The organism is Jiella pacifica (assembly GCF_010500815.1).
Lineage (GTDB): Bacteria > Pseudomonadota > Alphaproteobacteria > Rhizobiales > Rhizobiaceae > Jiella > Jiella pacifica.
In genome coordinates, this window is the sequence record NZ_JAAAMG010000015.1 from 106,243 (window position 1) to 133,194 (window position 26,952).

Annotated in this window: 22 protein-coding genes; 7 read left to right on the forward strand and 15 right to left on the reverse strand. The window is 66.7% G+C overall.

The genetic code is table 11. The features are described from left to right. Positions 1–159 precede the first annotated feature (159 nt). Together hisA and mbfA are read left to right on the forward strand one after the other, a co-directional pair. A complete protein-coding gene (gene hisA, locus GTK09_RS17680) occupies positions 160–897 on the forward strand; it encodes a 1-(5-phosphoribosyl)-5-[(5-phosphoribosylamino)methylideneamino]imidazole-4-carboxamide isomerase (RefSeq protein ID WP_163464787.1) in 738 nt (245 codons plus the stop codon). 154 nt (positions 898–1,051) lie between these two features. Beyond that, positions 1,052–2,044, forward strand: coding sequence for an iron exporter MbfA (mbfA, locus tag GTK09_RS17685; RefSeq protein ID WP_163464788.1), 993 nt, complete (start codon positions 1,052–1,054; stop codon positions 2,042–2,044). 105 nt (positions 2,045–2,149) lie between these two features. Here the strand turns inward: mbfA and ctrA are convergent, their stop codons facing one another. Next, positions 2,150–2,839 carry a response regulator transcription factor CtrA gene (gene ctrA, locus GTK09_RS17690; protein WP_163464789.1) on the reverse strand — a complete coding sequence of 230 codons (690 nt, stop codon included), beginning with the start codon at positions 2,837–2,839 and terminating at the stop codon, positions 2,150–2,152. A gap of 357 nt (positions 2,840–3,196) precedes the next feature. Here ctrA and GTK09_RS17695 point away from each other — a divergent pair, with 357 nt between their 5' ends. Next, entirely contained in the window at positions 3,197–3,565 is a 369-nt protein-coding gene (locus GTK09_RS17695) for a flagellar export protein FliJ (protein WP_163464790.1), read from the forward strand. Positions 3,566–3,700: 135 nt separating this feature from the next. On the opposite strand, the gene cynS is transcribed toward GTK09_RS17695, so the two are convergent. From cynS to GTK09_RS17730, 7 genes are all read right to left on the reverse strand, one after another. Next, positions 3,701–4,156, reverse strand: coding sequence for a cyanase (cynS, locus tag GTK09_RS17700; RefSeq protein WP_246217978.1), 456 nt, complete (start codon positions 4,154–4,156; stop codon positions 3,701–3,703). 40 nt (positions 4,157–4,196) lie between these two features. Continuing rightward, positions 4,197–6,194: a bifunctional protein-serine/threonine kinase/phosphatase gene (locus GTK09_RS17705; protein ID WP_163464791.1), complete on the reverse strand. Its 1,998-nt coding sequence runs from the start codon at positions 6,192–6,194 to the stop codon at positions 4,197–4,199. Positions 6,195–6,216: 22 nt separating this feature from the next. Then, entirely contained in the window at positions 6,217–7,062 is an 846-nt protein-coding gene (locus GTK09_RS17710; RefSeq protein WP_163464792.1) for a formate/nitrite transporter family protein, read from the reverse strand. Between the two features lie 156 nt (positions 7,063–7,218). Next, on the reverse strand, positions 7,219–7,569 hold the full coding sequence (gene nirD, locus GTK09_RS17715) for a nitrite reductase small subunit NirD (protein WP_163464793.1): 351 nt from the start codon (positions 7,567–7,569) through the stop codon (positions 7,219–7,221). Further along, complete coding sequence (nirB, locus tag GTK09_RS17720; RefSeq protein WP_163464794.1) at positions 7,566–10,019, reverse strand: nitrite reductase large subunit NirB; 2,454 nt, start codon at positions 10,017–10,019, stop codon at positions 7,566–7,568. The genes nirD and nirB overlap by 4 nt, the downstream gene beginning before the upstream one ends. A 556-nt stretch (positions 10,020–10,575) precedes the next feature. Continuing rightward, positions 10,576–11,700, reverse strand: coding sequence for a CmpA/NrtA family ABC transporter substrate-binding protein (locus tag GTK09_RS17725; RefSeq protein ID WP_163464795.1), 1,125 nt, complete (start codon positions 11,698–11,700; stop codon positions 10,576–10,578). Further along, complete coding sequence (locus tag GTK09_RS17730) at positions 11,700–12,290, reverse strand: ANTAR domain-containing response regulator (protein ID WP_163464796.1); 591 nt, start codon at positions 12,288–12,290, stop codon at positions 11,700–11,702. The genes GTK09_RS17725 and GTK09_RS17730 overlap by 1 nt, the downstream gene beginning before the upstream one ends. A 195-nt stretch (positions 12,291–12,485) precedes the next feature. Here GTK09_RS17730 and adhP point away from each other — a divergent pair, with 195 nt between their 5' ends. Both adhP and GTK09_RS17740 read left to right on the forward strand, forming a co-directional pair. Continuing rightward, entirely contained in the window at positions 12,486–13,559 is a 1,074-nt protein-coding gene (gene adhP, locus GTK09_RS17735; protein ID WP_163464797.1) for an alcohol dehydrogenase AdhP, read from the forward strand. A 16-nt stretch (positions 13,560–13,575) separates the two neighbouring features. Beyond that, complete coding sequence (locus GTK09_RS17740) at positions 13,576–14,403, forward strand: universal stress protein (protein ID WP_163464798.1); 828 nt, start codon at positions 13,576–13,578, stop codon at positions 14,401–14,403. Positions 14,404–14,642: 239 nt separating this feature from the next. Here the strand turns inward: GTK09_RS17740 and GTK09_RS17745 are convergent, their stop codons facing one another. The 6 genes from GTK09_RS17745 to GTK09_RS17770 form a co-directional block, all read right to left on the reverse strand. Continuing rightward, positions 14,643–14,804 (reverse strand): hypothetical protein, encoded by a 162-nt coding sequence (locus GTK09_RS17745; protein ID WP_163464799.1) that lies wholly within the window; start codon positions 14,802–14,804, stop codon positions 14,643–14,645. A 239-nt stretch (positions 14,805–15,043) separates the two neighbouring features. Then, positions 15,044–17,425, reverse strand: coding sequence for a putative bifunctional diguanylate cyclase/phosphodiesterase (locus GTK09_RS17750; protein WP_163464800.1), 2,382 nt, complete (start codon positions 17,423–17,425; stop codon positions 15,044–15,046). Positions 17,426–17,542: 117 nt separating this feature from the next. Further along, a complete protein-coding gene (locus GTK09_RS17755; protein ID WP_163464801.1) occupies positions 17,543–18,460 on the reverse strand; it encodes a crotonase/enoyl-CoA hydratase family protein in 918 nt (305 codons plus the stop codon). A gap of 316 nt (positions 18,461–18,776) precedes the next feature. Beyond that, on the reverse strand, positions 18,777–19,694 hold the full coding sequence (locus GTK09_RS17760; RefSeq protein WP_163464802.1) for an SMP-30/gluconolactonase/LRE family protein: 918 nt from the start codon (positions 19,692–19,694) through the stop codon (positions 18,777–18,779). A 274-nt stretch (positions 19,695–19,968) separates the two neighbouring features. Next, entirely contained in the window at positions 19,969–21,963 is a 1,995-nt protein-coding gene (locus GTK09_RS17765) for a putative bifunctional diguanylate cyclase/phosphodiesterase (protein ID WP_246217979.1), read from the reverse strand. 242 nt (positions 21,964–22,205) lie between these two features. After that, positions 22,206–23,693: a cryptochrome/photolyase family protein gene (locus GTK09_RS17770; RefSeq protein ID WP_246217980.1), complete on the reverse strand. Its 1,488-nt coding sequence runs from the start codon at positions 23,691–23,693 to the stop codon at positions 22,206–22,208. Between the two features lie 186 nt (positions 23,694–23,879). On the opposite strand from GTK09_RS17770, the gene GTK09_RS17775 reads away from it, so the two are divergent. Next, the gene (locus GTK09_RS17775; RefSeq protein WP_163464803.1) at positions 23,880–24,827 is read left to right on the forward strand and encodes a ring-cleaving dioxygenase; all 948 of its coding nucleotides are present in this window, start codon (positions 23,880–23,882) and stop codon (positions 24,825–24,827) included. 154 nt (positions 24,828–24,981) lie between these two features. Continuing rightward, positions 24,982–25,632 carry an alpha/beta hydrolase gene (locus tag GTK09_RS17780; protein WP_163464804.1) on the forward strand — a complete coding sequence of 217 codons (651 nt, stop codon included), beginning with the start codon at positions 24,982–24,984 and terminating at the stop codon, positions 25,630–25,632. Between the two features lie 111 nt (positions 25,633–25,743). Here the strand turns inward: GTK09_RS17780 and GTK09_RS17785 are convergent, their stop codons facing one another. Continuing rightward, the gene (locus GTK09_RS17785) at positions 25,744–26,514 is read right to left on the reverse strand and encodes a nitrogen regulation protein NR(II) (protein WP_163464805.1); all 771 of its coding nucleotides are present in this window, start codon (positions 26,512–26,514) and stop codon (positions 25,744–25,746) included. Positions 26,515–26,952: the final 438 nt, after the last annotated feature.

Here is a 26,952-nt window from a genome sequence, read left to right on the forward strand (position 1 = left end):
AACCCATGCGCGAGATCGATCTCCCCCTTGCGGGGGAGAGGCTCGGCAGGGCAGGAGGGGAGAGTTTGCCGGGGCGCCGCCGCTCGACCGAGGACGCGCGCATCCGCTCCACGTCGCGGCGCCGCGCGGGCGCCGGACGCGTCATCGAAAGGCGAGACCATGATCCTGTTTCCGGCAATCGATCTGAAGGACGGCGCCTGCGTGCGCCTGAAGCTCGGCCTGATGGACGAGGCGACGGTCTACAATCCCGATCCGGCCGGCCAGGCGAGAGCCTTTCACGACGTCGGCTTCTCGCATCTCCACGTCGTCGATCTGAACGGCGCCTTTGCCGGCCAGGCGATGAACGAGCCCGCCGTCGACGCCATCCTCGCGGCGGTCGGCCGCGACATGAAGGTGCAGCTCGGCGGCGGCATCCGCACCATGGCGGACATCGAGCGCTGGCTGGAAAAGGGCCTGTCGCGGGTGATCCTCGGCACCGTCGCGGTCCGCGAGCCGGAACTCGTCCGGCAGGCGGCCGGGCGGTTTGCCGGCCAGATCGCCGTCGGCATCGACGCCAAGGGCGGCAAGGTGGCGGTCGAGGGCTGGGCCGAGACCTCCGAACTCACCGCCATCGATCTCGCCAGGCGCTTCGAAGACGCCGGCGTCGCGGCGATCGTCTACACCGACATCGACCGGGATGGCATCCTGTCCGGTATCAATTGGGAATCCACTATCGAACTGGCCGAGGCCGTGTCGATCCCGGTGATCGCCTCCGGCGGCCTCGCCTCGATCGCCGACGTCGTCCGCCTGAAGATGCCGGATGCCGCACGGCTCGAAGGCGCGATCTCCGGCCGGGCGCTCTATGACGGAAGCCTCGATGCCGGCGAGGCTCTGCGGGTGCTGGCGGGCGAAGGCTGAGGCGCGGCGCGGGTCGTTCCTTCCGGCGAGCCGAAACGAGCGGTCTTCTGGCAAATTGCCGTGACATCGGCCTGTCCGATCATTAGATTAGAATAATTCCAATCTAATCGCGTCCGGCCTGAGCTTGGGGCCTGCCGCCATGGTGAGGCAGCCGATGTTTTCCTTCACGCCCCCGTCCTTCGCGCCCGGCCGCCGCCGGTTTGCCGACCTGTCGGAACGCGAGATCCTGGCGCTGGCCATCTCCGCCGAGGAGGACGACGGGCGCATCTATGACGGCTATGCCGAAAGGCTGGAGGCCGACTATCCGGCCACCGCCAAAGTGTTTCGCGAAATGGCGAAGGAGGAGGACGGCCATCGCCGGGCGCTGATCGCCGAGCACGAGCGGCGCTTCGGCCCGACGATCCCGCTGATCCGGCGCGAGCACGTCGCCGACTACGTCTCCCGCCAGCCGGTCTGGCTGGTCGAAAATCTCGGGCTGGAGCGCATCCGCACCGAGGCCGAGCGGATGGAGAAGGACGCCGCGCGCTTCTACGAGATGGCGGCGCAGCGGGCGGGCGATGCCGGCACGCGTCGGCTGCTCGGCGATCTGGCGGCGGCCGAGCGCGAGCACGAGCACCGGGCCGAGGTGCTGACGGAGGAAAACCTTGCCGGCGAGGACCGCGCCGAGGAGGACAGGACGGCCCGGCGCCGGCTGATCCTGACATGGGTGCAGCCGGGGCTTGCCGGGCTGATGGACGGCTCGGTCTCGACCCTCGCGCCGATCTTCGCGACGGCCTTTGCCACGAAGGACCCGCACACGACGCTGCTTGTCGGCCTCGCCGCGGCGGTCGGCGCCGGCATCTCGATGGGCTTCACCGAGGCCGCCCATGACGACGGCAAGCTCTCGGGCCGCGGCTCGCCGATCAAGCGCGGCCTCGCCTCCGGCATCATGACCACCGTCGGCGGGCTCGGCCATGCGCTGCCCTATCTCATCCCGGACTTCTGGACGGCGACCACCATCGCCTTCGCCGTCGTCTTCCTGGAACTCTGGGCGATCGTTTGGATCCAGCACCGCTTCATGGAGACGCCGGTGATGCGCGCGGCCGTCCAGGTTGTCGTCGGCGGGGCGCTGGTGCTGGCCGCCGGCACGCTGATCGGCGGCGGCTGACCGGGGAGGGCAGGGGGCTCGCCACATGAAAAACGCCGCACCTCTCGAGGAGGCGCGGCGTCTCTTAACTTGCGGAAAACCGGCCGCAGCGGCGGCCGGGGGATATCAGGCGGCGACCTCTTCCGGTTCCCGCAGCACGTAGCCGCGACCCCAGACGGTCTCGATGTAGTTCTTGCCGTCGGCGGCCGTCGCTAGCTTCTTGCGCAGCTTGCAAATGAAGACGTCGATGATCTTCAGTTCCGGCTCGTCCATGCCGCCATAGAGGTGGTTGAGGAACATTTCCTTGGTCAACGTCGTGCCCTTGCGCAGCGAAAGCAGCTCGAGCATCGCGTATTCCTTGCCCGTGAGATGCACCCGCTGGCCGGCCACCTCAACGGTCTTGGCGTCGAGATTGACCAGAAGGTCGCCGGTGTGAATCACCGACTGGGCATGGCCCTTGGAGCGGCGCACGATGGCGTGGATGCGGGCGACCAGCTCGTCCTTGTGGAACGGTTTGGTCATGTAGTCGTCGGCGCCGAAGCCGAGGCCGCGGACCTTGTCCTCGATCCCCGCCATGCCCGAAAGGATCAGGATCGGCGTCTTGACCTTCGAAAGCCGGAGGGTCCGCAGAACCTCGTAGCCGGACATGTCCGGCAGATTGAGATCGAGGAGGATGAGATCGTAGTCGTAGAGCTTGCCGAGGTCGACGCCCTCTTCGCCGAGATCGGTCGTATAGACGTTGAAGCTCTCAGATTTCAGCATCAACTCGATGCTCTGGGCGACCGCGCTGTCGTCTTCGATCAAAAGAACGCGCATCAGAAAGTCCTCTCAGCCAGCCGAGCCGAACCCGGGAAATTCGGCAATGCATTTTTTGTCATCGTTTGGCCCAAACTGGCACTGAATGGTTAACAAATCCTCCTGGCCCTTCATGGACCCGGATCGCGGGGGGACCGCGATCCGACATTGGGTCCGGCGAAGCACCCGAGCCCATGGTCCGCACCGCGGGACCGTTTGGCTTGGATCGGTTTACCCTGCCTTAAACCCTCGACCCTATGATTAACCGTGCGCGTAAACAGACGGTTAAGGGCATAGGCCACGAGCCTTGCCCGAAGCCGTCAAACGCGGAGTTCCAACGTGCCCTGCCTGGCAGGGCCGTGAGTTGAGGGTGTGTGCATGAAACGCGACAACATGGTGCGGCTGACGCGCTTCAAGGTGCTGGAAAAGCGCCGTCAGGTCGAACAGCTCGAGCTCATGATGCAGGATTTTTCGCGGATGGCCGGGGAACTGGATGCGCAGATCATCAACGAGGAAAAGAAGTCGGGGATAACCGACATCACCCATTTCGCCTATTCGACCTTCGCCAAGGCGGCGCGCCTACGGCGCGACAATCTGCAGAACTCGGCCAAGGACCTGAAGGTCCAGATCAACGCTGCACGGCTTTCGCTGGAGGAGGCCGAGGCCGAGCTCGAACATGCCGAGAAGATGGAGCAGCGCGACGGCCTGCGCGACGATCACGAGACGCGGCGCTCGGCGATCGCCTGAGAGGCGAGACATCTTGCAGCCGAAAGCGCGGCCGGATGGCGGCGCGACGTCAGATCGCGCCGCGCCCGCCGGCGCGTCGTCCCTGTCGGCGGCGCCGGAGAAAAACCGGCTGCTCCCGGGCGGAGCCCGGCTTCCTCACCACTTCTTGTAGGGCAAGAACTTTCCGGTCATTTCGACCTTCACCCGGTCGCCCTTCGGATCCTCGACCTTCGAGACGACCATGTCGAAATCGATCGCCGACATGATGCCGTCGCCGAATTTCTCGTGCACCAGCGCCTTGAAGGACGGACCGAAGACTCCGGCGATCTCGTAGAGCCGGTAGATGCAGGGATCGGTGGGCACGTCCCGGCTCCAGTCCTTGCTCGGGCATTCCTGCAGCTCCTCGACGGCCGCCTCGGGCAGGTCGAGCAGCCGGCCGAGGATCTCGGCCTTGTCGGGCGGGCAGGCGCCCATGCCGGTGGCGACCATGTGGGTCCAGATCGGCGACATGCCGAGCTCGGCGGCGATTCCCTCCCAGGTCAGTTTCTTGCGTTTCTTCTGGGCGAGGACGAGGGCGGTGACGTCGTCGCGGCTCATGATGTCGGTTGTCATCGAAAAATCTACTCCTTCACGGGTTGCGGTCGAGGCGGAATCATCCGGCGAGCAGAAGGCCGGCCAGGACGATGACGGCGACGGCGAGGACGGTCGAGACCGCCTGCCAGAAACGGACGGGATCCCGCATGGCCAGCGGCTGGCGCTCGCGCGGGGTGAAGGCGGGGTTCGGATGGGAGAGGTCGTGGACGAATTCGGCGACCTCGGCGTAGCGGCGGGCGGGGTCGATCGAGACCGCCTTCCTCAGCGCCCCCGCGACGAAGTCGGGAACGTCGCGGTCCTCGTCTGCGGCCGGCCGATAGGCGAGGCGGCGCTGCTCGCGTGCGGTGCGGGTTCTCGCCAGCGCTGCCCCATAGGGCAGGCGCCCGGTGAGCATGTGATAGGTCAGCACACCGAGGGAGAAGACGTCGGAGCGCACCCGCCCGACCTCGCCGCAAAGCTGTTCGGGCGCGGCGAACTGCAGCGCGCCGGCCGCCGGCGTGTCGAGCGCGACGGGTCTCGCCTCCTCGACGCCGGCGACCCTCGCGGCGCCGAAATCGACGAGCACGGCGCGGCCTTCGCCGTCGATCATGACGTTTTCGGGCCTGAGATCCTGATGCACCATCTCCTTGCGATGCATCGCCTGGAGGCCCTTGGCGACGTCCGCGACGATCCGCCGGACCTCGGCGAGAGGCATGTGCGACCTCTCGTCGAGAATGGCGCGGAGGGTACGGCCTTCGAGCAATTCCATCGCCGTGTAGAGCGCCGAGCGCGGCCGCTGGCGGGGGAGCGTCCGCATGCAATGGCGGCTGGAGAGCCGCGCGGCGATCCATTCCTCCATCAGCAGGCTGCGACGGGCGGACGGATCGTCGCGAAGCTCCGAGGCGAGGAACTTCAGCGCCGCGCGCTCCCCGGTCGCGGCGTCGCGGGCGGCATAGACGTGGCTGCGCGGGCCGATGTGAAGGCGGCGTTCGATCGCCCAGCCGTCGAAGGTCTCGCCCTCGCCGGGAATGACCGCCGGCGGTTCGAGATCGCCGCCCGCCAGCCATTCGCTGGCCTCGGCCTGGGGCAGCCGGTCGACGCGGAGGATCTGGACGGTGAGATTGTCGCGGCTGCCGCTTGCGAGCGCCTTGGCGGCGATCGCCTTCGCCGCGGAGCCCAGATCGGCGCCGGCTGCAAGGACGAGGGCGGCGAGTTCGGTGGGTGGCAGATGCTCGTGGACGCCGTCGGTGGTGAGAAGAAAGACGTCGTTCTGGCGAAGCGGCAGGGCGCGATAGTCGATCTCGACATTCGGCGCCATGCCGAGCGCCTTGGAGAGATAGCTCTCTGACGACGAGAGAATCAGCCGGTGATCTTCGCTCAGGGGCTCGAAGGTCTGCCCCGAAAGCCGGCTGATCCGGGCGTCGCCGACATGGAAGAGATGCGCCGTCCGGCCTTTCAGGACGAGCGCGCTGAAGGTGGTGACGTGGCCGCGATCGGGATCTGGGCCGTCGGGGCCGAGGCCGGAGCCCGCGTCGAGACGGGCGGCGCGGCGGGTCTCTGCATGCAGCCAGGCATTGGCCGCGTCGATGACCCGGCTCGCCGAATGGCGGACGCTCCAGGCCTCTGAGGTGCAGTAATAATCGGTGAGGAAGCTCTTCACCGCGGTTTCGGCGGCGACGCGGCCGTGGCGCGAGGAGGAAATGCCGTCGGCGATGGCGACCGCGATGCCCTTGGCGGACAAAGCCGCGCCGCGCGGCACGACGGCGCCGTAAAAATCCTGGTTCGCCGGCTTGGCGCCGGCCTCGGACCAGCCGCCGAGAGAGACGGCGAGGGTGTCGATGGCCGGGTTCGCCGGGTCTTCGGTTTGGCGCGGGACCGCGTGCGCGACCGGATCGGCAGGCCGCTCCTCGGGCCGTTGTTCCGATCGCCGCTCGGTCCGGCCTCCAGTCCGACCGTCGCCGGCCGGTGGTCCACCGGGGGGCGGGCTTTTGTCGGGCTTCGGCGCGGCCGTTCTTCCCGCCGGTCCGTCGGACGGCGGGAAGATCTCTTGGAGGGAGCGCAGCAGCGGGCGGGTCATCGTCTTTGCGACGCCTCTCGCCTCACTCGGCCGGCTGGGCCAGCGGGCTGACCGGGCCGGCGGCGTTGCGAGCCTGCTTCGTGCCGTAGTGGGTCGAATAGAGCGTCGCGCCGACGAAGGTCAGGCCGCCGACGATGTTGCCGATGATCGTCGGGATCTCGTTGAAGAGGAAATAGTCCATCCAGGTGAACTGGCCGCCGAGGATGATGCCGGACGGGAACAGGAACATGTTCACGATGGAATGCTCGAAGCCGAGATAGAAGAACACCAGGATCGGCATCCACATGGCGACCACCTTGCCGGTCACCGAGGTCGACATCATCGCCGCGACCACGCCGGTCGAGACCATCCAGTTGCACATCACGGCGCGGATGAAGAGCGTCAGCATGCCGCCGAAGCCGGCCGCCGCATAGCCGAGCGTGCGGCCCTCGCCGATATGGCCGATCTTCTGGCCGACGGCGTCGGGCTCCTGCGTGAACCCCATGGTGAAGATGATCGCCATGAACAGGGCGACGGTCAGCGCACCGGCGAAATTGCCGAGGAAGACCAGGCCCCAGTTGCGGGCGAGGCCCTTCATGTCGCAGCCCGGCCGCTTGTCGAGGAGGGCGAGGGGCACGAGGGTGAAGACGCCGGTGAGGAGGTCGAAGCCGAGCAGGTAGAGCATGCAGAAGCCGACCGGGAAGAGCAGCGCGCCGATCAGCGGATTGCCGGTGTTGACCGTGATCGTCACGGCGAAGGCGGCGGCGAGCGCCAGGATCGCGCCGGCCATATAGGCTCTTATCAGCGTGTCCTTGGTGCTCATGAAGATCTTCGCCTCGCCGGCGTCGACCATCTTGGTCACGAATTCCCTGGGTGCGAGATATGACATCGTGTCGAATTCCCCTGCTTGAAGTTGATTTTGGTCGTCGGTCTCACGCGCGAGGGGCGGTTCCCCCGCCGTCCTGGCGCCGGTCCTCCCCCACGGGTGTCTCGCCGCTGTCTCTGCGGGCTGTGCGCTTCCCGGCCCCAGAGCGGGGACTTGCCGTCATTCGGCGGCTTCCCGGATGGCTGCCGCCTCGTCTTCGAGCGAAAGCTCGATCACCTCGGTGAGCGGATCGACCCTGGTGGCGAAGACGCGCACCCGGCCTTCGTCCGGTCCGCGCATCTCGCCGCTCTTGAGCGAGATCACCGCGTTGTGGAGCGGGCAGGTGACCGAGGAATCGTGGACGATGCCCTGGGACAGCGGCCCGCCCTTGTGGGGGCAGCGGTCCTCGGTGGCGAAGATCCGGTCCTCGGCCGTGCGGAACACCGCGATGCGGCCGAAGGGGGAATTGACGCAGCGGGCGCCGCGCCGCGGAATGTCGGTGACGAGGCCGATCCGGTGCCAGTCGCTCATTCGGCGGCCTCCTGGAACGGGATGTCGGCCATCGGCTTGAACTCGTGGCTCGCCATGCCGCCGCTCGCCCGGTCGGCCCAGGGATCGCGTTGGGAGAACTTTTGGCTGTAGATGAAGCGGTCGAAATAGACCCGGCGCTTCGCCGGATCGTCGACGACGGCCGCCTTGATCGACGCCATGCCGACCCGCTTCAGCCATTTGTAGATGCGCTCGAGATAGTGGCCCTGCTCGCGATAGAGCTGGACGAGGGCGACGATCATCTCGAGCGCCTCGTCCTCCGTCTTCACCTGGGTGAGGACCTCGGTGCCCTTGATGTCGAGGCCCGCCGCGCCGGCGAAGTGGATCTCGTAGCCGGCGTCGGTGCAGATGACGCCGACATCCTTGCACGTCGCCTCGGCGCAGTTGCGCGGGCAGCCGGAGACGGCCATCTTCACCTTGGCCGGCGTCCAGGAGCCCCACATGAACCGTTCGACCCGGACGCCGAGGCCGGTGGAATCCTGCGTCCCGAAGCGGCACCAGTCGGTGCCGACGCAGGTCTTCACCGTGCGCAGCGCCTTGCCGTAGGCGGCGCCCGAGACCATGCCGGCGGCGTTGAGATCGGCCCAGACGGCGGGCAGGTCCTCCTTCTTCACGCCCAGCATGTCGATGCGCTGGCCGCCGGTGCATTTGACCGACGGGATCTGGAACTTGTCGACCACGTCGGCGATGGCCCGGAGCTCCTGCGACGTCGTCATGCCGCCCCACATCCGTGGGACGACGGAATAGGTGCCGTCCTTCTGGATGTTGGCGTGGACGCGCTCGTTGATGAAGCGCGACTGGTCGTCGTCGACATATTCGCCCGGCCAGTCGGCGAGGAGATAGTAGTTCAGCGCGGGCCGGCATTTGGCGCAGCCGCAGGAGGTCTTCCATTCGAGCTCCTGCATGACCTCCGGGATCGACTTTAGAGTTTTGGCGACGATCAACCGGCGCACGTCGGCATGGGAGAGGTCCGTGCAGCCGCACATCGGCTTGACGGCCTGCGGGTTGAACGCATCGCCCAGGGTCAGCGCCATCAGCTGCTCGACGAGGCCGGTGCAGGTGCCGCAGGAGGAAGAGGCCTTGGTATGGGCGCGGACCTCGTCGAGGGAGGTCAGGCCCCTGGCGCTGATCGCCCCGGTGATCTTCGACTTGCAGACGCCGTTGCAGCCGCAGATCTCCGCATCGCCCGGCAAGGCGGCGACGGCGGCGATCGGATCGAGCGGGGAGCCGCCCTGGTAGGACTGGCCGAAGATCAGCGTTTCTCGCATCTCCGAGACCGGCGTCTTTTTCTTCATCAGGTCGAAGAACCAGGCGCCGTCCGCCGTCTCGCCGTAGAGCACCGCGCCGATGATGCGGTCGTCCTTGACCACCAGGCGCTTGTAGACGCCGGCGGAGGCGTCGCGCAGGACGATCTCCTCGCGGTCGTCGCCCTCGGCGAAATCGCCGGCGGAGAACAGGTCGATGCCGGTGACCTTCAGCTTGGTCGAGGTCACCGAGCCGAGATAGCGGGATTCGCAGGGCCCGCAGAGCTGCGAGGCGACGACCTCGGCCATCTCGTAGAGCGGCGCGACGAGGCCGTAGCACTGGCCGCGATGTTCGACGCATTCGCCGAGCGCGAAGATGTCCGGATCCGACGTGCGCATGTCGTCGCCGACTTTGATGCCGCGCCCGACGTCGAGCCCGGCCGCCTTGGCGAGATCCGTCGAGGGCCGGATGCCGACGGCCATGACGACGATCTTGGCGTCGATCACCGTGCCGTCGTCGAGCTTCACGCCCTCGACCTTGTCCTCGCCGAGGATGGCGTGGGTGTTGGCCTTGGTGACGACGTCGATGCCGCGCGCCTTCAAGGAGCGCTCCAGGAGATAGCCGGCGGCGGGGTCGAGCTGACGCTCCATCAGCGTCGGCATGAGATGCAGGACGGTGACATCCATGCCGCGCATCTTCAGACCGGCCGCGGCTTCGAGGCCGAGCAGGCCGCCGCCGACGACGACGGCGCGGCCGCCGGTGCTTGCGGCTTCCAGCATCGTCTCGACGTCGTCGAGGTCGCGATAGGTCAGGACGCCGGTAAGGGTGGAGCCGGGGATCGGCACGATGAAGGGGTTGGAGCCGGTGGCGACGATCAGCTTGTCGTAGGGGGCCGTGGTCCCGTAGGCGGCCGTAACGGTCCTGGCCGCCCGGTCGATCGTCTCGACTCGCTTGCCCTTGTGGAGCGTGACGCCGTGAGACGCGTACCAGGCGTCGTCATGGGTGACGATGTCCTCGTAGGTCTTTTCGCCGGACAGGACCGGCGAGAGCATCAGCCGGTTGTAGTTGACCCGCGGCTCGGCGTTGAAGATCGTCACCTCGTACTGGCCGGGGGCCTTTTCGAAGAGGTGTTCCAGCGCCCGGCCGGGTGCCATGCCGTTGCCGATGACGACGAGTTTTTCAGGCATGGGCGAAAGGCTCCATGGATTGACGGCTTGGATCGGTTGGCCGAAGGGATCGCGCGACCGCGGCAGAAAGGGCCGTCAGCCCGATTCCGGCCTCTTGCCTGAAGCCGACGAGCGGCCCTGCGATGAAGCAACGACGGATGATCACGGCCAGGATCGGCATTCGGCAAAGCTCTCCCGTCGCCGGGCGTAGAAACGCACCGGCCTGGTGAAATTTTGGACAAAGAAAAAGGCTGCCCGACCCTTCTCGTCACGACCCCTGGTCTGTGACGGTGCAAAGAAGTGTCGGCAGCCTTGCCAGTGACGCCCGCCTTTGGACGCCGAATGTTTCGAGACGACTCTGATCGCCTCACGGCATAGTGTTAGAACAGCTTGCAGCCCTTCGCAATGCGGAAGAGGCCATTTTCGCGAGTTTTTTAGGCTTTTCTATTACATGCACAAAATATCGTCATTTTGGAATCGGATCGAGCAGCCGGGGCGCCCATGATGTAGGCATCTGCCTTGCGGGGCATCCAAGTCTCGCCTTCCAACCCATCCGACACGCGACGAGAGCGGCGGCTCAGTCCTCGGCGTCGAACAGTCCGGCCGGCCGCTCGCCGGCTTCCTGCGAGGCGTCGCTGTCCGCGGCGAAACCCATCGCCACGTCGAAGAGGGCCGGCGAAAACGTCTCGTCGGCGATCCTGAGGCCCGCATCGGAGAAGGGCGCGTCGCCCCAGCGGGCCATCTGGCGATAGAGCCAGCGGCCGTGGCGGGGTTCGGGGCGGTTGGCGCCGCCGCCGGCGAACACCATGAAGTCTGCGATCGCGCGGAAACGGCCCGGCGCCGTCTCCAGCCGGCCGGCAAGGCCTGGCATCAGCGCCGCCTCGTCGACGTCGATCCGCTCGGGCCCGGCGAGGAGCCTGGCAAGGCCATCGAAATTTTCCGGGTCGGCGCACCAGGCGGCAGCGTCGCAGAGCGCCCGGACGAGGTTCGACAGCGTCTCGGGATTTTCCTCGGCGAAGGCCCGCCGGACGCCGAGTACCTTTTCCGGCCCGCGCCGCCAGATCTCCGCCCGGCTGGTGACGATCCGGCCTGCCTTGCGTTGCACCGCGATCGTGCCCCATGGCTCGCCGGCGCAAAAGCCGTCGATGCCGCCACCGGCCAGCGCGTCCGGCATCAGCGGCGGCGGGACGACGGTGATCTCGACGTCCTTCTCCGGCACGATGCCGCAGGCGGCGAGCCAGTAGCGAAGGTCGTAGTTGTGGCTCGAATGGGGATGGACGACGGCGAGCCGCAGCGGCGCCTCGCCGGCCTCGACGCGGCGCCGCACCACGGCCGCGAAGGCGCGGCCGGCGCTCAGCGGCGCCCTGTCGAAATCGCCCGGCGCGCTCTGGTCCATCGTCTCGGCGACGGCGTTGGATACGGTGATGCCGTTGCCGCCGAGCGCCAGCACCATCGGCGCCAGCATCGGCACGGGCAGGGGCCCGAGGCCGAGATTGGCGGCGATCGGCATTGGCGCCAGCATGTGGGCGCAGTCGAACTGGCCGACGCCGATCCGGTCGCGGACCGTCGCCCAGGAGGTTTCCCGCTGCAATGAGAGGAAGACGCCGCGCTCCTCGGCAAAGCCCTTTTCGACGGCGGCGATCAGGACGGCGCTGTCGAGCAGCGGGACGTAGCCCGCGCGGATGAAACTCGGCCCGGCCATCAGTCGTCTCCGAGAAGGGTGTAGGCGGAGACGAGGCTGGCGGCGACCTCGCCGATCCGGCGGTTCTCGTTCATCGCGGTGCGGCGCAGCAGCTTGTAGGCGCCCGCCTCGTCGAGCTTCTTGGCCTTCATCAGGATGCCCTTGGCGCGGTCGATGGTCTTGCGCTCGGCGAGCTCGGACCTTGCTTCGGCGAGCTCGCGCGAGAGGCGGCTGACCGCGTTGAAGCGCGAGATCGCCATTTCGAGGATCGGCTTGATCCGCTCCTTCTTCAGCCCGTCGACGACATAGGCCGAGACGCCGGCCTCGATCGCCGCCTCGATCTCGGCGGTGTCGGAGCGGTCGACGAACATCGCCATCGGCCGCTTCACCACGCGTGAGACCTGGAAGAAATGTTCGAGCTGGTCGCGATTGGGGTTTTCCAGATCGACGACGATGACGTCGGGTTCCAGCATCTCGATCCGCTTCACCAGCCCGGCGACCGTGGTGACGACCGACACGTTGCCGTAGCCGGCCTCCCGCAGGCCTTCCTCGATGATCGAGGAGCGCAGGCCATTGTCGTCGACGAGGAGGATCGTGAGCGGCTGCGGCATGCGGGGAATATTGCACCTGCGAAAATCAAATGCGCAACGGCAAAAAAGCCGGTCGTGCGCTACGGCCGCAAGCGTCTCGCCGGCACTCCCCGCGGCGACCGACCGTCTTGCCGCGAAAAACACCGGGCTTGATCCCGATCAATGTTCCTGCCGCTGCCGGCTCTAGTCTGGGTCCAACCGAATGGAGTTTCCGACATGACCCAGATGATGAAAGCCGCCGTCGTCCACAGGTTTGGCGAGCCGCTGGTGCTTGAAGACGTCGCCGTGCCACGGCCAGGCCCGGGCGAGGTCCTGGTGAAGGTCGCGGCCTGCGGCGTCTGCCACACCGATCTCCACGCCGCCGAGGGCGACTGGCCGGTCAAGCCGACGCTGCCGTTCATTCCCGGCCACGAAGTGGTCGGCACCGTCGCGGAACTCGGCGCGGGCGTCAGCGAACTCGCGCTCGGCGACCTCGTCGGCGTGCCCTGGCTGCACGATGCCTGCCGGGCCTGCGAATATTGCGAGACCGGCTGGGAAACCCTGTGCGAGCACCAGCACAACACCGGCTACAGCGTCAACGGCGGCTTTGCCGAATACGTCATCGCCGCGGCCCCCTTCGCCGCGCGCCTGCCGGCCGGCGTCGATCTGGCCGCGATGGCGCCGATCCTGTGCGCCGGCGTCACGACCTACAAGGGGCTGAAGGAGACCGACGCCAAGCCCGGCCAATGGGTGGCGATCTCGGGCATCGGCGGTCTCGGCCATGTCGGCGTGCAATATGCCAAGGCAATGGGGTTCAACGTCGTCGCCCTCGACATCGCGGCGGACAAGCTGGAACTGGCCAAGCGCGACGGCGCCGACGTCGCCATCGACGCCTCGGCGCCGGACGCGGTCGAGAAGGTTCTCGAGGTCACCGGCGGCGGCGCCCATGGCGTCCTCGTCACGGCGGTTTCCGTGCCGGCCTTCAACCAGGTGCTCCACATGGTGCGTCGGCGCGGCACCGTCAGCCTCGTCGGACTGCCGGCCGGCGAGTTCCCGACGCCGATCTTCGACGTCGTCCTGAAGCGCATCACCGTGCGCGGGTCGATCGTCGGAACGCGGGCCGACCTCGACGAGGCGATCGCCTTCGCCGTCGCCGGCAAGGTGAAGAGCCAGGTTCGAACCGCCCCGCTCGACGCGATCAACGACATCTTCGCGGATCTGAAGTCCGGCAAGATCGAGGGCCGCGTGGTCCTCGACATCGATATCGCCGGGGCGACGCGACAGGCCGCGTCAACGCCCCACGCCGCGTGAACACCGGGAGAAGAGCATGTATCGGACCATCCTCGTCTGTCTCGATTCCGCCGAGCGCGTCGATCGGCTGCTCGACGTCGTCCTGCCGATCGCCGAGAAGCACGCGGCCCATGTCGTCGGGCTGCACGTGACGCCGAGCGCCCTCGCAGATCTCGCCACGGAGATCTCGGTCGAATATCTGGAGGAGACGCGCAAGTCGCTGCGTCATGCCGCCGATGCGGTCCGGGCCGCCTTCGAGGCGCGGGCGGCCGCCACCGACGTTTCAATGGAATGGCGCTGCGAGGAGCCGGTCGCCCCGGACTATGCCCGGGCCGTGACCCGGCATGCCCTGTGCGCCGACCTCGTCGTCGTCGCCCAGTCGCACACGTCGGAATGGTACGGCGGCGGGCTGGTGACCGACGTCCTGTTCGAGACCGGCCGGCCGATCCTCTTCGTGCCCCGGGAGGGACGCTACGCCACGGTGGGCGAGCGACCCGTCGTCGCCTGGAACGGGACGCGGGAATCGGCCCGCGCCGCCTTCGACGCGATCCCGCTTCTGTCGGCGGCCGAGCTCGTGCGGGTCATCGCCGTCGATCCGCATCGCAGCGATGCCAAGACGGGGCTGGCGCCCGTCGGCGATCTCGCCGCGGCGCTGGCGCGCCATGGCCTGAAGATCGAACAGAATATCACCCACAGCGGCGAAATCGCCGTGGCGGACGCGCTGTTGAACTATCTCGCGGACGTCGGCGCCGACCTCCTGGTCATGGGCTGTTATGGCCATTCGCGCATCCGCGAGATGCTGTTCGGCGGCGTCACCCGGAAGATCCTGCAGCAGATGACCGCACCGGTGTTGATGTCGCGATAAGCAAAGCCGGGTGGGCGGATCGTAATCCGGTCCTGCCCTGATATCGGCGATAACACCGCACCGGGAGGGGCAGAGGTCTGGGGCGGCGACGCGTCAGGCCTCAATTTGCATTGCCGGAGGGGTGCCGTCTGCGACGCCTCTCGTCATCGCCGGCCAGACTGAGCGGGGCATCAGGCGCATTGGCCCTGGTTCGCTCGCGGATGACGGGCGGTGTCGCCGTCGTCCGGCCTGCGCGCCGATCAGACGTAGCGGTCGAACATCTCGCGGTTCAGGCCGAGGCGGCGCAGAGCGGCTTCCGGGGGCTTGCGGCCGGCCTCGAGCGCGGCGGCGCAATGGCGGGCTGCCCGAACGTCCCCGAAGAAATCGACGACACCGGCGACGAAGCCTCTTTGACGTTTCATTTTTGAAGTCCTTGTCAAGTTCGATTGTCCTTGAAGATAGACTTCGGACCTCACGGCTTGAAGCGACGATCGTAGGGTTCTGCCATGCGATAATCGCATGTCTGTCGCTGCCGGTTTGTTAGGAAAGCATAGGGTGCCGTCTCGCGCACGGTGGCCAAGACGCTGTGCAAGGCCGCCGCCCCGCGATGAGTGCTCTTCGATTCGACCTCGCTCCGACTTCGGTGGTCGGGCCTCGGCGATCAGTCTTCGGAAATGACGGTCGAGACCGCCAAGCGCTTGGCGAGGGGGCCGATCGGCTCGGGCCTGCCGAAGAAATAACCCTGTGCCAGGCAAATGCCCGTCGCGGCGATCGCCTCGACCTGAACCTGGCTCTCCAGCCCCTCGGCGACGACCGTAAAGCCGATGCGCTCGGCGAGGTGCTGAACCAGTTCGACGATCGAGCGCGAGGCGTCGTTCTCCAAGATGACGCTGGCGAAGCTGCGGTCGATCTTGACCTTGTCGAAGGAATAGGTGGCGAGGTAGCCGATCGAAGCGTAGCCGGTGCCGAAGTCGTCCAGCGAAAAGCGCACGCCCAGGGCCCTCAGTTCCGCCATCGTCGCCAGCGTCTGTTCCGTATCGTCGACGAGGACGGATTCGGTGAGCTCCAGCTCGAGCCGCTCTGCCGGCACATGCCGGTCTTCGATGATCGACCGTATCGCCGCGACGAGGCGCCCGGGCTGGCGAAACTGCATGGGCGAGACGTTGATCGAGACCGACACTTCGCTCGGCAGCCGGACGATGTCGGCGGCGGCGCTCCTCAACACCCATTCGCCGAGATCCGAGATCAGGTCGCTGCGCTCGGCGATGGGGATGAATTCCGCCGGCGAGATGCGGCCCTTGGCCGGATGGTTCCACCGCAGCAGCGCTTCGAGGGCGACGACCCTGCGAGAAGCGATCTCGACGATCGGCTGGTAGTGAACTTCGAATTGCCCGCTCCCCAAGCCCTCGCGCATCTCGTTTTCGAGTTCGGTGCGGCGCTTGAAGGAAGATGCCATTTCCGGCTGAAATTGGCTGGCGCGGTTCTTGCCGGTGGTCTTCGCCTCGTAAAGCGCCAGGTCCGCGGCGGTCATCAGCGAATCGCCGTCGAGGCCGTGTCTGGGGCCGATGGCGATGCCGATGCTGGCGCCGATCGTGAACTTGCGGTCGCCAACGATGACCGGCGGGGCGAGCGCCAGCATCAGGCGTTCGGCGGCAGCGAGGCTGATCTCGCCATCGGCGGAGGGAATGATCGCGACGAACTCGTCGCCGCCGAAACGCGCCAGGAAGTCGGTCTGCCGGAAGGCCGAACGGATACGCTTGGCGATCGCGACGAGCACCTTGTCGCCGACGCCGTGGCCGAGCGAATCGTTGACCGTCTTGAAGTCGTCGAGATCGATGTAGAGGATCGCGACCGAGCCGATGCCTTCCCTGAAGCCCGGACCGATCGACGCCAGCATGCGGTCGAGTTCGTGACGATTGGCAAGGCCGGTCAATGGATCGGTCCGTGCCAGCGTCTCGATCTTCTGCTGGGTCAGCTTGCGCTCGGTGAAGTCCTCGGTGACGAGGAGGACGCCGCCCGTATCGGTTGGTTTGGCATGGACGAGCAGGGTCGAGCCGCACGGCGTCGTCAGTTCGCGGGCGCTGGTCGCCTGTTGCCTGAGGGTCCGGTTGACGTCCTGGCGGATCAGCGTCGCATCGCTGCGCGACAGGCGTCGGGCCTTGATAGCGCCGGCCAGCATCGCTTCGAGATCGTTCGTCTCGGCACCGACGCCGTAAAGGTCGCCATGGCGGTCGTTCTGAAGCTCGCACACGAGGCTGGCGTCGAAGGTGACGAGGCCGTGGGTCATCGAACGCAGCGCCAGATGGGCCTGTTCGGCATGCTTGCGCGAGGACGCTTCCTTGTCCTGCGCGGCCGCGCTGGCGTCCGCCAGGGCCTTCAGATTGCGGTTCAGCGACAGGACGATGACGAAATTCGTCATCATGTAGAGGATGATGAAGATCGCAATGGTCCGGTAGCTGGGCTGGTTCGACCGTTCCAGCGCCACCATCATCGGGATGCACAGGCACAGGACCTGGATTATCACGTATTTCGGCCTCGCCGCGTTGCGAGCGACATATCCGGAGGCGAAGGCCACGGCGGCGATCACATTGAGGATCTGCACGGCGGGCAGCGTCGTTGCGGCGATGGCGTGAAAGCAGCAGATGCCCTGCAGCACGGCAAATAGCGTCGCGCCGATCTGGAATTCGAGATCCCAGCGCCGGAGCGCTTGGTGACCCTCCCCCTCGTGGCAGGCGAGACGATAGCGCACGAGCGTCGCCATACGTCCCAGAAGCACGAGGATCGCGATGGCGGCCAGCGCCGAGAACGTCCCGTCGCCGGTCCATTGCCAGGAGATCAGCATCACCAGGATGCCGACGGCATTCGAGAGGACGATCGAGGCCGGAGAAGAGAACAGCGAGGCGACGAGAATGCTCTCTCGCGACGCCGGAACGCCGCGTCGTTCTTGCGTCGGTTGGCGGCTCGTCTTCTCCGTCTCCGCAGGCCGCGAGGCGAAATGACCGTTCGTTGGGATCGACACCGCCCGTCCATCATGGTGAGCCATTATGCCGCACCTTAGAACGTAGATATTAACGCTTGGCTGAAAGGAGATGGAAAGGCCACGAGAATTCATGAACCTTGCAGCCAGTGGCCAGGCGCTTGTCCCGCGCCCGGCGGACGCTCATCCGAGGACCCGGGCGAGCAGGCGCTGCTGGGCCTGGATGATGCGCTGAAGCCGGGCGGTCTCGGCCTCGCTCAGAGCGAGCATGTGCTCGACCCAGGCCGCGCCGGCAATCGCCAGTTCGCTCGCAAGGTCTGGTGCCATCCGATCGAAGGCGGTGGCGATGGCGATGCGCGAGCGCCGGCTCGAGGCCGATTTCGTGCAGAACTCGCGCACCCACATGGCACTGGCGCCGTCGCCGACGACGGCTTCGAGCGCGCCTTTCCCGTAGAATTCCGCTGCGGTGAAATTCCGGCCCGACAGGAGCATACGCTCCGCCTCCACGGCCCCGATCCGGCGGGTGAGGATCGGCGCGGCGGCGATCGGAAAATGATTGTAGTTGATCTCGGGATAACAGAACGTCGCCGATTCCTCGGCCACCATGACGTGACACGCCCGGGCCGGATCGATGCCTCCGCCGAGTGCCCGGCCATGCACGGCCGCAACGGTGGCGAAATGGCCGCCGAAACCGGTGAGGTTGCCCTCGATCACGGCGCAGGCCGTCTCGGCATAGCGGACGAGACCGCCCCGGTCGCGCCTGGCGAGACAATCGAGATAGTAGTCGAGATCGCCCCCCAGCGAGAAGGCCGGTCCGGCGGTGCGATAGGCAACCACTTCGACCGGCATCGGCTCACCGGCGTCGATCATCGACCGGAGCGCCCTTTGAACCCGCAATACGCTGTCGACCAGAGGCAGGGTGAAGACCGGCTTCGGCTCCGGATGCATGACGAACCACAAGAGCCGGTGCTGCTCTTCGAACATCAGCTGGAGCTGGGGCAGGGGGCCGGTCCGGTCGACGATGCGGTCGACGATTTGCGAAGCGGCGCAAGATGCCGCAAGACCTCCGTGGCTGGTATCGGCTAGATGAACCTGCGACATCGGTACAATCTCCACGCGACGGATGACCAATGTTAAACTCTACAATCGCAGTCTGTAAAATTGCAATCTAATATAAGGTTAACATACGGGCCTTCGGTAAGGTTTTCTCAACCATGTCGCCGGGCCTGGGCCTGCGCACGTCCGTTGCTGGTGGGCGAGAAGATTCTCCGCATCCCTCGATCCAACGTGCCGATGTCGAGGGCGACCGCAGGCCAGCCTCGCCCCGGCAGCGGTTCTTTGCCGCGCCTCCGGGCATCGGGCATCGGGATCCGTTCGGCCGGTCGCGGGCGTCGGGGCCGGCGACCGGCCGGCGCCGTCAGAAGGTCTTGGCGCCGTTCACCGGCAGCCTGATCCCGTAGAGGGACGTGGTGCCGCAGACATAGAGATAATTGCGCTTGGGGCCGCCGAAGCAAAGATTGGCGACGACTTCGGGAACGCGGATCTTGCCGATGAGCGTTCCGTCCGGATCGTAGCAGTGGACGCCGTCGGCGGCGCTCGTCCAGACCCGGCCGGCATCGTCGAGCCGCAGTCCGTCGAAGAGGCCGCTGGTCGAAACGGCGAAGACCTCGCCGCCGGACAGCCGCCCCTCGTCCGACACGGCGAAGCGGCGGATGTGCCGCGGGCCGTCCTCGACATGGGTCGCGCCGGTGTCGACGATGTAGACGTGGCGTTCGTCGGGGGAGAAGGCGATGCCGTTTGGCTGGACGAAGTCGTCGGCGACGACGACGAGACTGCCGTCCCGCGGATCGAGGCGGAAGACGAGGCTTCCCGCCTGTTCGCTGTCGCTGCGGTGGCCCTCGTAGTCGCTGTCGATGCCGTAGGTCGGGTCGGTGAACCAGATCGTGCCGTCGGATTTCACCACCACGTCGTTCGGGCTGTTCAGCCGCTTGCCGTCATGGCGATCGGCGAGGGTGACGATCCGACCGTCGAACTCGGTGCGTGAGACCCGCCGGCCGCCGTGCTCGCAGCTGACCAGCCGGCCGGCCCTGTCGACGGTGTTGCCGTTGGAATGGCCGGCCGGCTGGCGAAACACCCCGACCGTGCCGGTGCATTCGTCGTAGCGCAGCATCCGGTCGTTCGGGATGTCCGACCAGACGAGCGAGCGGGCGGCGGGAAAATAGGCCGGCCCCTCGGCCCAGCGGCAGCCGGTGAACAGCGTGTCGAGCCGCGCGGTCGGCACGAAAAGGCGCGAGAAGCGCCCGTCGAGAATTTCGAAAATCCCTGAATTCGTCATCGCTGCATCCTCCCGCTCGTATCGCCCGCGTCTCCCGGCGCGGCGCTGCCGTCGAAGGTGGTCTCGCACGTTTCCGTCTCGATCCGCCCACCGTCACGCAGAGAGCCTTAGGATCTCACCGCGTCGTTGTCACGGGCGAGGCCCGCGCTTCGGCAATGCGTCCGGGACGCTTCATGGAAAGTCCGGAGGATCCCATCGGGATGTGGGATCGAGGTCCGGCGATCGCCGCGCGGCGCGATCCGCGATCCGGCCCGGGCGATCGGACGACGCCGGATCAGGCGATGCGGCGGACCGCGGCGGCGGCGCGCGGGCCTTTGCCGAAGCGATCGTTGCGGCGATAGCCGACGAGGAATTTCTCGGCGGTCTCGCGGGCCGGGAGCGGCTTGCCGAAGAAATAGCCCTGCAGCTGATCGCAGCCGAGCGAGGCGAGGAAGTGGGCCTGTTCCTCGGTCTCGACGCCTTCCGTCGTCACCTTCATCTTCATCTGATGGGCGAGCGAGACGATCGTTGCGACGATTTCCTTGACGTTCGGCTCGCCGTTTTCGAGCGCCTGCATGAAGGACTGGTCGACCTTCAGCTTGTCGAAGGGGAAGCGCCAGAGATAGCCGAGCGAGGAGTAGCCGGTCCCGAAATCGTCCATGTCGACGGAGATGCCGAGCTGCTTCAGGGCGAAGAGCTGGTCGAGGATGGCGGTCGATCGCTCGAGCATCAGCGATTCGACGACTTCGACCTCGAGCCGCTCGCCGTCGATTCCCGCCGCATCGAGGGCGCTGCGAATGATGGCGACGAGATCGCCGTCGACGAACTGCACGGCGGACAGATTGACCGCGACGAACAGCGGCGCCGGCCACTGGGCGATCTGCCGCGTGGCTTCCTGGATGACCCAGCTGCCCATCGCCTTGACGTAGCCGCGCGCCTCGGCGATCGGCACGAATTCCGACGGCGGGATCAGAACGCCCTTTTCGTCGCGGAGCCGTGCCAGCGCCTCGAAACCGACGAGCGAGCCGTCGGCGCCCCTGACGAGCGGCTGATAGAACAGTTCGAACCCGTCGTTTTCGACCGCGCGCTTGATCTGCGCCTCGACGTAGCGCCGGCGGTGCATGACCTCGTCCATCTGCGGCTCGAAGAAGACCAGCGGTCCCTGCCGGTCGGCCTTATGGTGGAAATGCGCGATCTCGGCATGCTTGACGAGTTCGGAATGGGTGCGCCCGTGGTCCGGCGCGAAGGCGCAGCCGATCGAGATCTTCGGCACGATCTTGTGACCGTCGATCTCCACCGGCTCGCCGACGGCCTCGGAAAGCCTGCGTGCAAATTCGCCGACGAGACGCCGGTCGGTGACCCGCCGGCGGACGATGGCGAAATCGTCCGGGCCGACACGGGCAACCAGATCCTCGTCCTCGAGGCTTGCAGCGAGCCGGCGGGCGACGATGCGCAGGATCTCGTCGCCCCGCGCCTGGCCGCAGCGATCGTTGATCTCCGCCAGGTCGTCGAGGTCGACATAGAGATAGGCGAGTTCCTCGCGCGTCGCCCGGAGCTTGAACAACAGCTGGTCGCAGGCTTCCTGCATGCGGCGGCGGTTCAACAATTGCGTCAGGGAATCGTGGTCGGCGAGGAAGCGGATGCGTTCGTCCGCCTCGGCGATCTTGCGGCGGCGCAGATGGAAGAGGATGAACGGCACGATGGTCGCGGCGAGGACGATGGCGATGACGAGGGCGTAGGTCCGGGCGAGCGTCGACTGGTAGTGGTAGCGTTCGGCGATCATGTCGGCGACGACCGACAGGTAGCCGATCGTCCGGCCGTCGCGAATCAGCGGCATGATCACGGACGGATTGCTCTCGCCGTCGTCGGAGACCACTTCCCACGCCCCCGGTCGCGAGACGGTCGACGCCGACAGCTTGTCGCCCATCGAAACCCCGCCCGGACGGTCCCGGAGCAGCCATTCGTAACGTTCCGACCGCGATCGGAAGACTTCGTTGCCGTTCCGGTCGAAGAGCACGTAGCTGTCGATACTCGAAAGGTCGGCCACCCGGCGCACGAAGTTTTCCGCCTCGGGGTCGCGGGCGATTCCCGTCAGCATTGCGTCGACATAGCGCTCCGGGCCGATAAGGAGGTCGGCGAAGCTCTGGCCACGGGTGCGCATCTCGGCCTCGACAAGCCTGCCGACGGCCTCGTGTCCGATTGCAAAAACGCTTCCCGCGACGAAGCCGAAGATGGCCGTCGCCCCAAGACAATTCGTCCAGAACAGCCGTTTGGCCAAAAGTGAAATCATGAACCGTGCCACTCGCCCATGCCAAGACACTGATGGATAGAGGTAAATTTTTCGGTGACTGGACGAAAAGAAAATAAGGTTCGTGTAGCTTGGGGCTGACGGTCCGATGATTGAAACTGCAACGGCACCGCGGGCAGATATTGCGTTTCGTCATGTATTGCGCCCGCCGGAGAGTGGAGAGGTGCCGGGGTGGGGGCGAGCCGTGACGGCGAGCGTTCGCCGTCGGCCCTACCTCACGTGCTCTACCCCTTCACCTTCTGGTAGGCGGCGAGCGCACGCCGGCGGCCTTCGCCATGGTCGACGAGCGGCTTCGGATAGGTCTTTCCGAGGGTCACGCCGGCCGTCGCCAGGACCTCGTCGTCGGCCTCCCATGGTGCGTGGATCGCCTTTGCCGGCATGTCCTTCAACTCCGGCACGAAGCTTCGGATATAGGCGCCGTCGGGATCGAATTTCTCGCTCTGGGTGATCGGATTGAAGATCCGGAAGAACGGCTGGGCATCGGCCCCCGATCCCGCGACCCACTGCCACTGCGAGGTGTTGCTGGCGATGTCGCCGTCGACCAGCGTGTCCCAGAACCAGCTCTCGCCGTCGCGCCAGTGGATCAAAAGGTCCTTGGTCAGGAACGAGCCGACGATCATCCGGACGCGGTTGTGCATCCAGCCGGTCTGCCAGAGCTGTCGCATGCCGGCATCGACGATCGGATAGCCGGTGAGGCCTTTCTGCCAGGCCTGCAGGTCCGCGGCAGAGCGGCGCCAGGAAAAGCCGTCGAAGCGGTCGTTGAAGTTGTCGCGTTCGAGCCGGCCGAAATGGTAGAGGAGATGATAGTTGAAGTCGCGCCAGACGAGCTCCCGGCGAAAGGTGCGGATGGCCGCGTCGGGGATGGTCTTGCGCCGCGAAGCATAGGCGTTGGCCGTGTGCCAGGCGCGGAAGGGCGAGATCTCGCCCCAGCGCAGACGCGGCGAAAGCTGAGAGGTCTCGTCGGCGAAAGGTCTGTCGCGACCGGCTTCGTAGTCCTGAAGCAGCTCGTCGCAGAAATGCTCGAGCCGCTCCTGCGCTGCCTTTTCGCCGGGCGTCCAGACATCCTGAATACCGCCCGACCAGTCCGGCTTCGTCGGCAGCAGATCCCAATCCTTCAACTGTTCGGACTTCGGGAAGTCGTCCGGTTGCTTCAGCCCCTTCGGCGGATCCATCGGATCGCGGAAGCCGGTTTCCGAGACGTTCTTCCAGAACGGCGTATAGACCTTGTAGTACCCGCCGGACTTCGTCTGGACCGCTTCCGGCTCGTGCAGGATGTTGGCGGTGAAGCGCTCGACCGCGACGTCTGCGCCGAGCGCCTTCTCGATGGCGTCGTCGATCCCGCGGGATGCCGGATCGTAGCGGCGGTTGAAGAACAGCGACGTCGCGCCGGTCGCCTCGATGACGTCGAGGACATGATCCTCCGCCTTGCCCCGGCGCAGCGTCAACTGCGATCCGATACCCCGCAGCGAGGCGGCAAAACTCTCCAGCGAATGGTGCAGCCACCATTTGTGGGCGCCGCCGAGAGACCGGACGCCCTGCGATTCCTCGTCCAGCACGACGAGCGGCACGACAGGACGGCCGGTTTCGGCGGCATGGGCGAGTGCCGGATTGTCGTCGAGCCTCAGATCGTCGCGGATCCAGACGACGATCGGCCCTCCCGGCGCTTCTTCGGCCCGCTTTTCCCGCTTCGGCATCGGCTGTCTCGACTCCATGGCACGTTCGATGGTGGGCTGCGTAACTGGAACCAGTCTGCGCGGTTGCGACCCGCTGCGACGATCCGTCAGGAAGAAACAGGTAACGGCCGTTCACAAATCGACGACAATTCGTCACGGATCGTCCTCTGCCGGTCGGGCGGGTCGATGCCTTATCTTGCAGCCACACAACCAACGGAGGCGACCATGAGCCTGACTCTGACCGGCATCCATCATCTCACCGCGATTACGGCCGACGCGCCGGGAAACCTCGACTTCTACAAGCGCGTGCTCGGCATGCGGCTGGTCAAGAAGACCGTCAACCAGGACGACACCTCGGCCTACCACCTCTTCTATGCCGACGGCCTGGCGTCGCCGGGGACGGACGTGACCTTCTTCGACTGGCCGGCGCCGCGCGAGACCCGCGGCACCCATTCGATCGCCCGGACCTCGCTGCGCGTTTCCGGCCAGGCCAGCCTCGACTACTGGGCCGGGCGGCTGAAGGAGAATAGCGTCGAAGTTGGCGAGATTCGCAGCCTCGACGGCCGCGCGAGTCTCGACTTCGAGGACCCGGAAGGCCAGCGGCTGCGGCTCGTCGGCGACGGGGGGGCAGGCGACGCCAATCCCTGGGACGGCAGCAGCGTTCCGGCCGAGCACCAGATCCGCGGCCTCGGCCCGATCGTCCTGTCGGTGCCGCAGCTGGCGCCGACCGAGGCGCTGCTCGTCAAGGTGATGAACATGCGCGAGGTCCGGCGATACGAGGAGGCGGGAGCGACCGTTCACGTCTTCGAGATGGGCGAGGGCGGTCCGGCGGCCGAGCTGCACGTCGCCGTCGAGCCGCATCTTCCGCCGGCCGGCCAGGGCGCCGGCGGCGTCCACCATGTCGCCTTCCGGACGGGCGACAATGCCGAGCTCACCGAATGGGCGAAGCGCGTGCGCGAATACCGGGTGCCGTCGAGCGGCGAGGTGGAGCGCTACTACTTCCGCTCGCTGTATTTTCGCGAGCCGAACGGCATTCTCTTCGAGATTGCCACCGACGGGCCGGGCTTTGCAGTCGACGAGCCGCTGGCGAGCCTCGGCGAAAGCCTGTCGCTGCCGCCCTTCCTCGAGCCGAAGCGGGCGGCGATCGAGGCGAATCTGAAGCCGCTTGCCTGAGGCACGGAGCCGGCCGGCCGGCGGTTTTGAACGAAGCCGCCGGCCGGCCACCGCGCCGGATGCCGTGAGAGGGCGAGGACGTCCCCTCCCATCCACAAGCCATTCTCCCGCCGCCATTGCCGGCAACGATCCTCGTTCGAGAAGGAAGTTTTCGATGTCTGAAATCCGCCTGACCGGGCCGCTAGCAGAAAGCGGCCTCCTTGCCGCCGGCAGCGCCCCGAAGGACGCCCGGCTCGCCGTCGTCTGTATTCACGGTCGCGGCGCCTCGGGTGCCGACATCATCGGCCTGTCCGATGCGTTCGGCCTGCCGGATGTTTTCTACGTGGCGCCCGACGCACCGGGCGGGGCCTGGTATCCGGCGCCCTTCACCCAGCCCCTGTCCGCCAACGAACCCTCTCTCTCCAACGCGCTCGGGCGGATCGGGGAAATCCTGGCGGGCCTCGAGGCCGAGGGATTCGGGCCGGAGCGCACGGTGCTCGCCGGCTTCTCCCAAGGGGCCTGCCTGTCGCTCGAATATCTGGCGCGCAATGCCGGGAGCCTCGCGGGCGTGCTCGGCTTCTCCGGCGGCCTGATCGGCCCCGACGCGGCGAACCGGCCGGAGACCGAGAGCCTCGCCGGCACGAGGGTGTTTCTCGGCTGCAGCCGAACCGACCCGTTCATCCCGGCCCTGCGGGTGATGGAAACCGAGCGTCATCTGGCGTCGCGCGGCGCCGAGGTCGAGGCGGTGCTCTATCCGGAGCCCGGCCACTCCATCAACGCCGACGAGATCGCCAGGGCCGTCGCTCTGTTGCAGGCGATCGGCTGAGGCAGCGGCGCTGTGGCAGCGGCTCGCCGATCCCGCGTGTCATCGTCCTCTGTGGCGGGCTTCGCCGTCGGTGACGACCGGTCGCCCAAAGGCGACCGGCGCTCGGGCGTTTCAATCGGAGAAGATCGCCAGGACGTGGGACGCATCGGCCAGTTCCGGGACGAATTGCTGGCGCCAGACCGGCGAGCCCGCCCGTCGCAGCGTCAGGCCGAGAGGCCGTGCACGACGCAGGCCCCGTAGCGTGACCCGGGCCGCATCGCGCCGATGGCCGAGCAGCCGGCCCATCGCCGCCTCGATCTCCACCTCGTCGTCGCGATCGGCGAGCGTCAACCGTTCGTTCAGCAGCCCCCGGCGGAAATAACGCGCCTCGTGCAACAGGTCCTCGGCAGCGACGTTGGCGGCCTCGATCGTCATGTCTCGCGTCAGAAGCACGACCGGCGACGAGACCCGGTCCCAGACGCTCTCGATCGTCGGGCGGCTCGGCTGGTCCGGGCTGCCGGTCGCGTGAGAGACCATGAAGGCGGGAACGAGATCGTCGGCGAGACGGTTGAGAAGCGTCAGGACCGGCGGCAGGAACTCGTCGCGGCGCTGCGGCGGAGCGGAGACGGTCAGAAGCCAGCTCTGCTGCACGCAGTCGTGGAGAACGAGACCCGCGCCGGCCGGCTCGCAGTCCACCGCGAGATCCGGCCGGGCGAGCCGGTCGAGTTCGTCGAGGCGGAAGACCGTGCCGGCTTCGAGCCGGGGATGGAAATCGTCCTGCCAGCTGCCATCGGAATAGCGAAGTCGCGTCCGATTGGCCGCGGAGAGGACGCGACGGGCCACGAGGCCGCGCCGCGCGACGTTTCGATCGATGCGCCTCAGCCGGGCCTCTGCACCGGGCATGACCTTGGCGATCGATCCGAGGAGTGGCGTCCATGACGATGGACACAGCGAAGCCTGGCCGACACGCTCGCGAACGAGGTCCAGCCGTCCTGGAAACTGGAGTAACATTGAAGCATGCCGTTTCTAGGCCCCACCGATATGATTCCACCGACCGCGAAAAATTACAAGTGCGCGTGAACACACCGAGTGTTCCTCGTCGAGGCTGTGGCAAAAAATAGTCTCTGCGGCTTAGTATCTTCGCTGGAGCAGCGCCGCTCTTGCTTGGTGATCGTCCATGCGTTGCAACGGGGCGACCCCGTTCCCAGTAGATGAACGAGGTGTGCGGGGGGCGGAGGGCGGTTGCCATGGTGCCCGATCCTTGGTCGGTAGTCGGCCGCCGTACCGGCCGCAGAGCCCCGACCTGGGCGACTGGGAGACCTGACGATGAGCCTCTCGCCG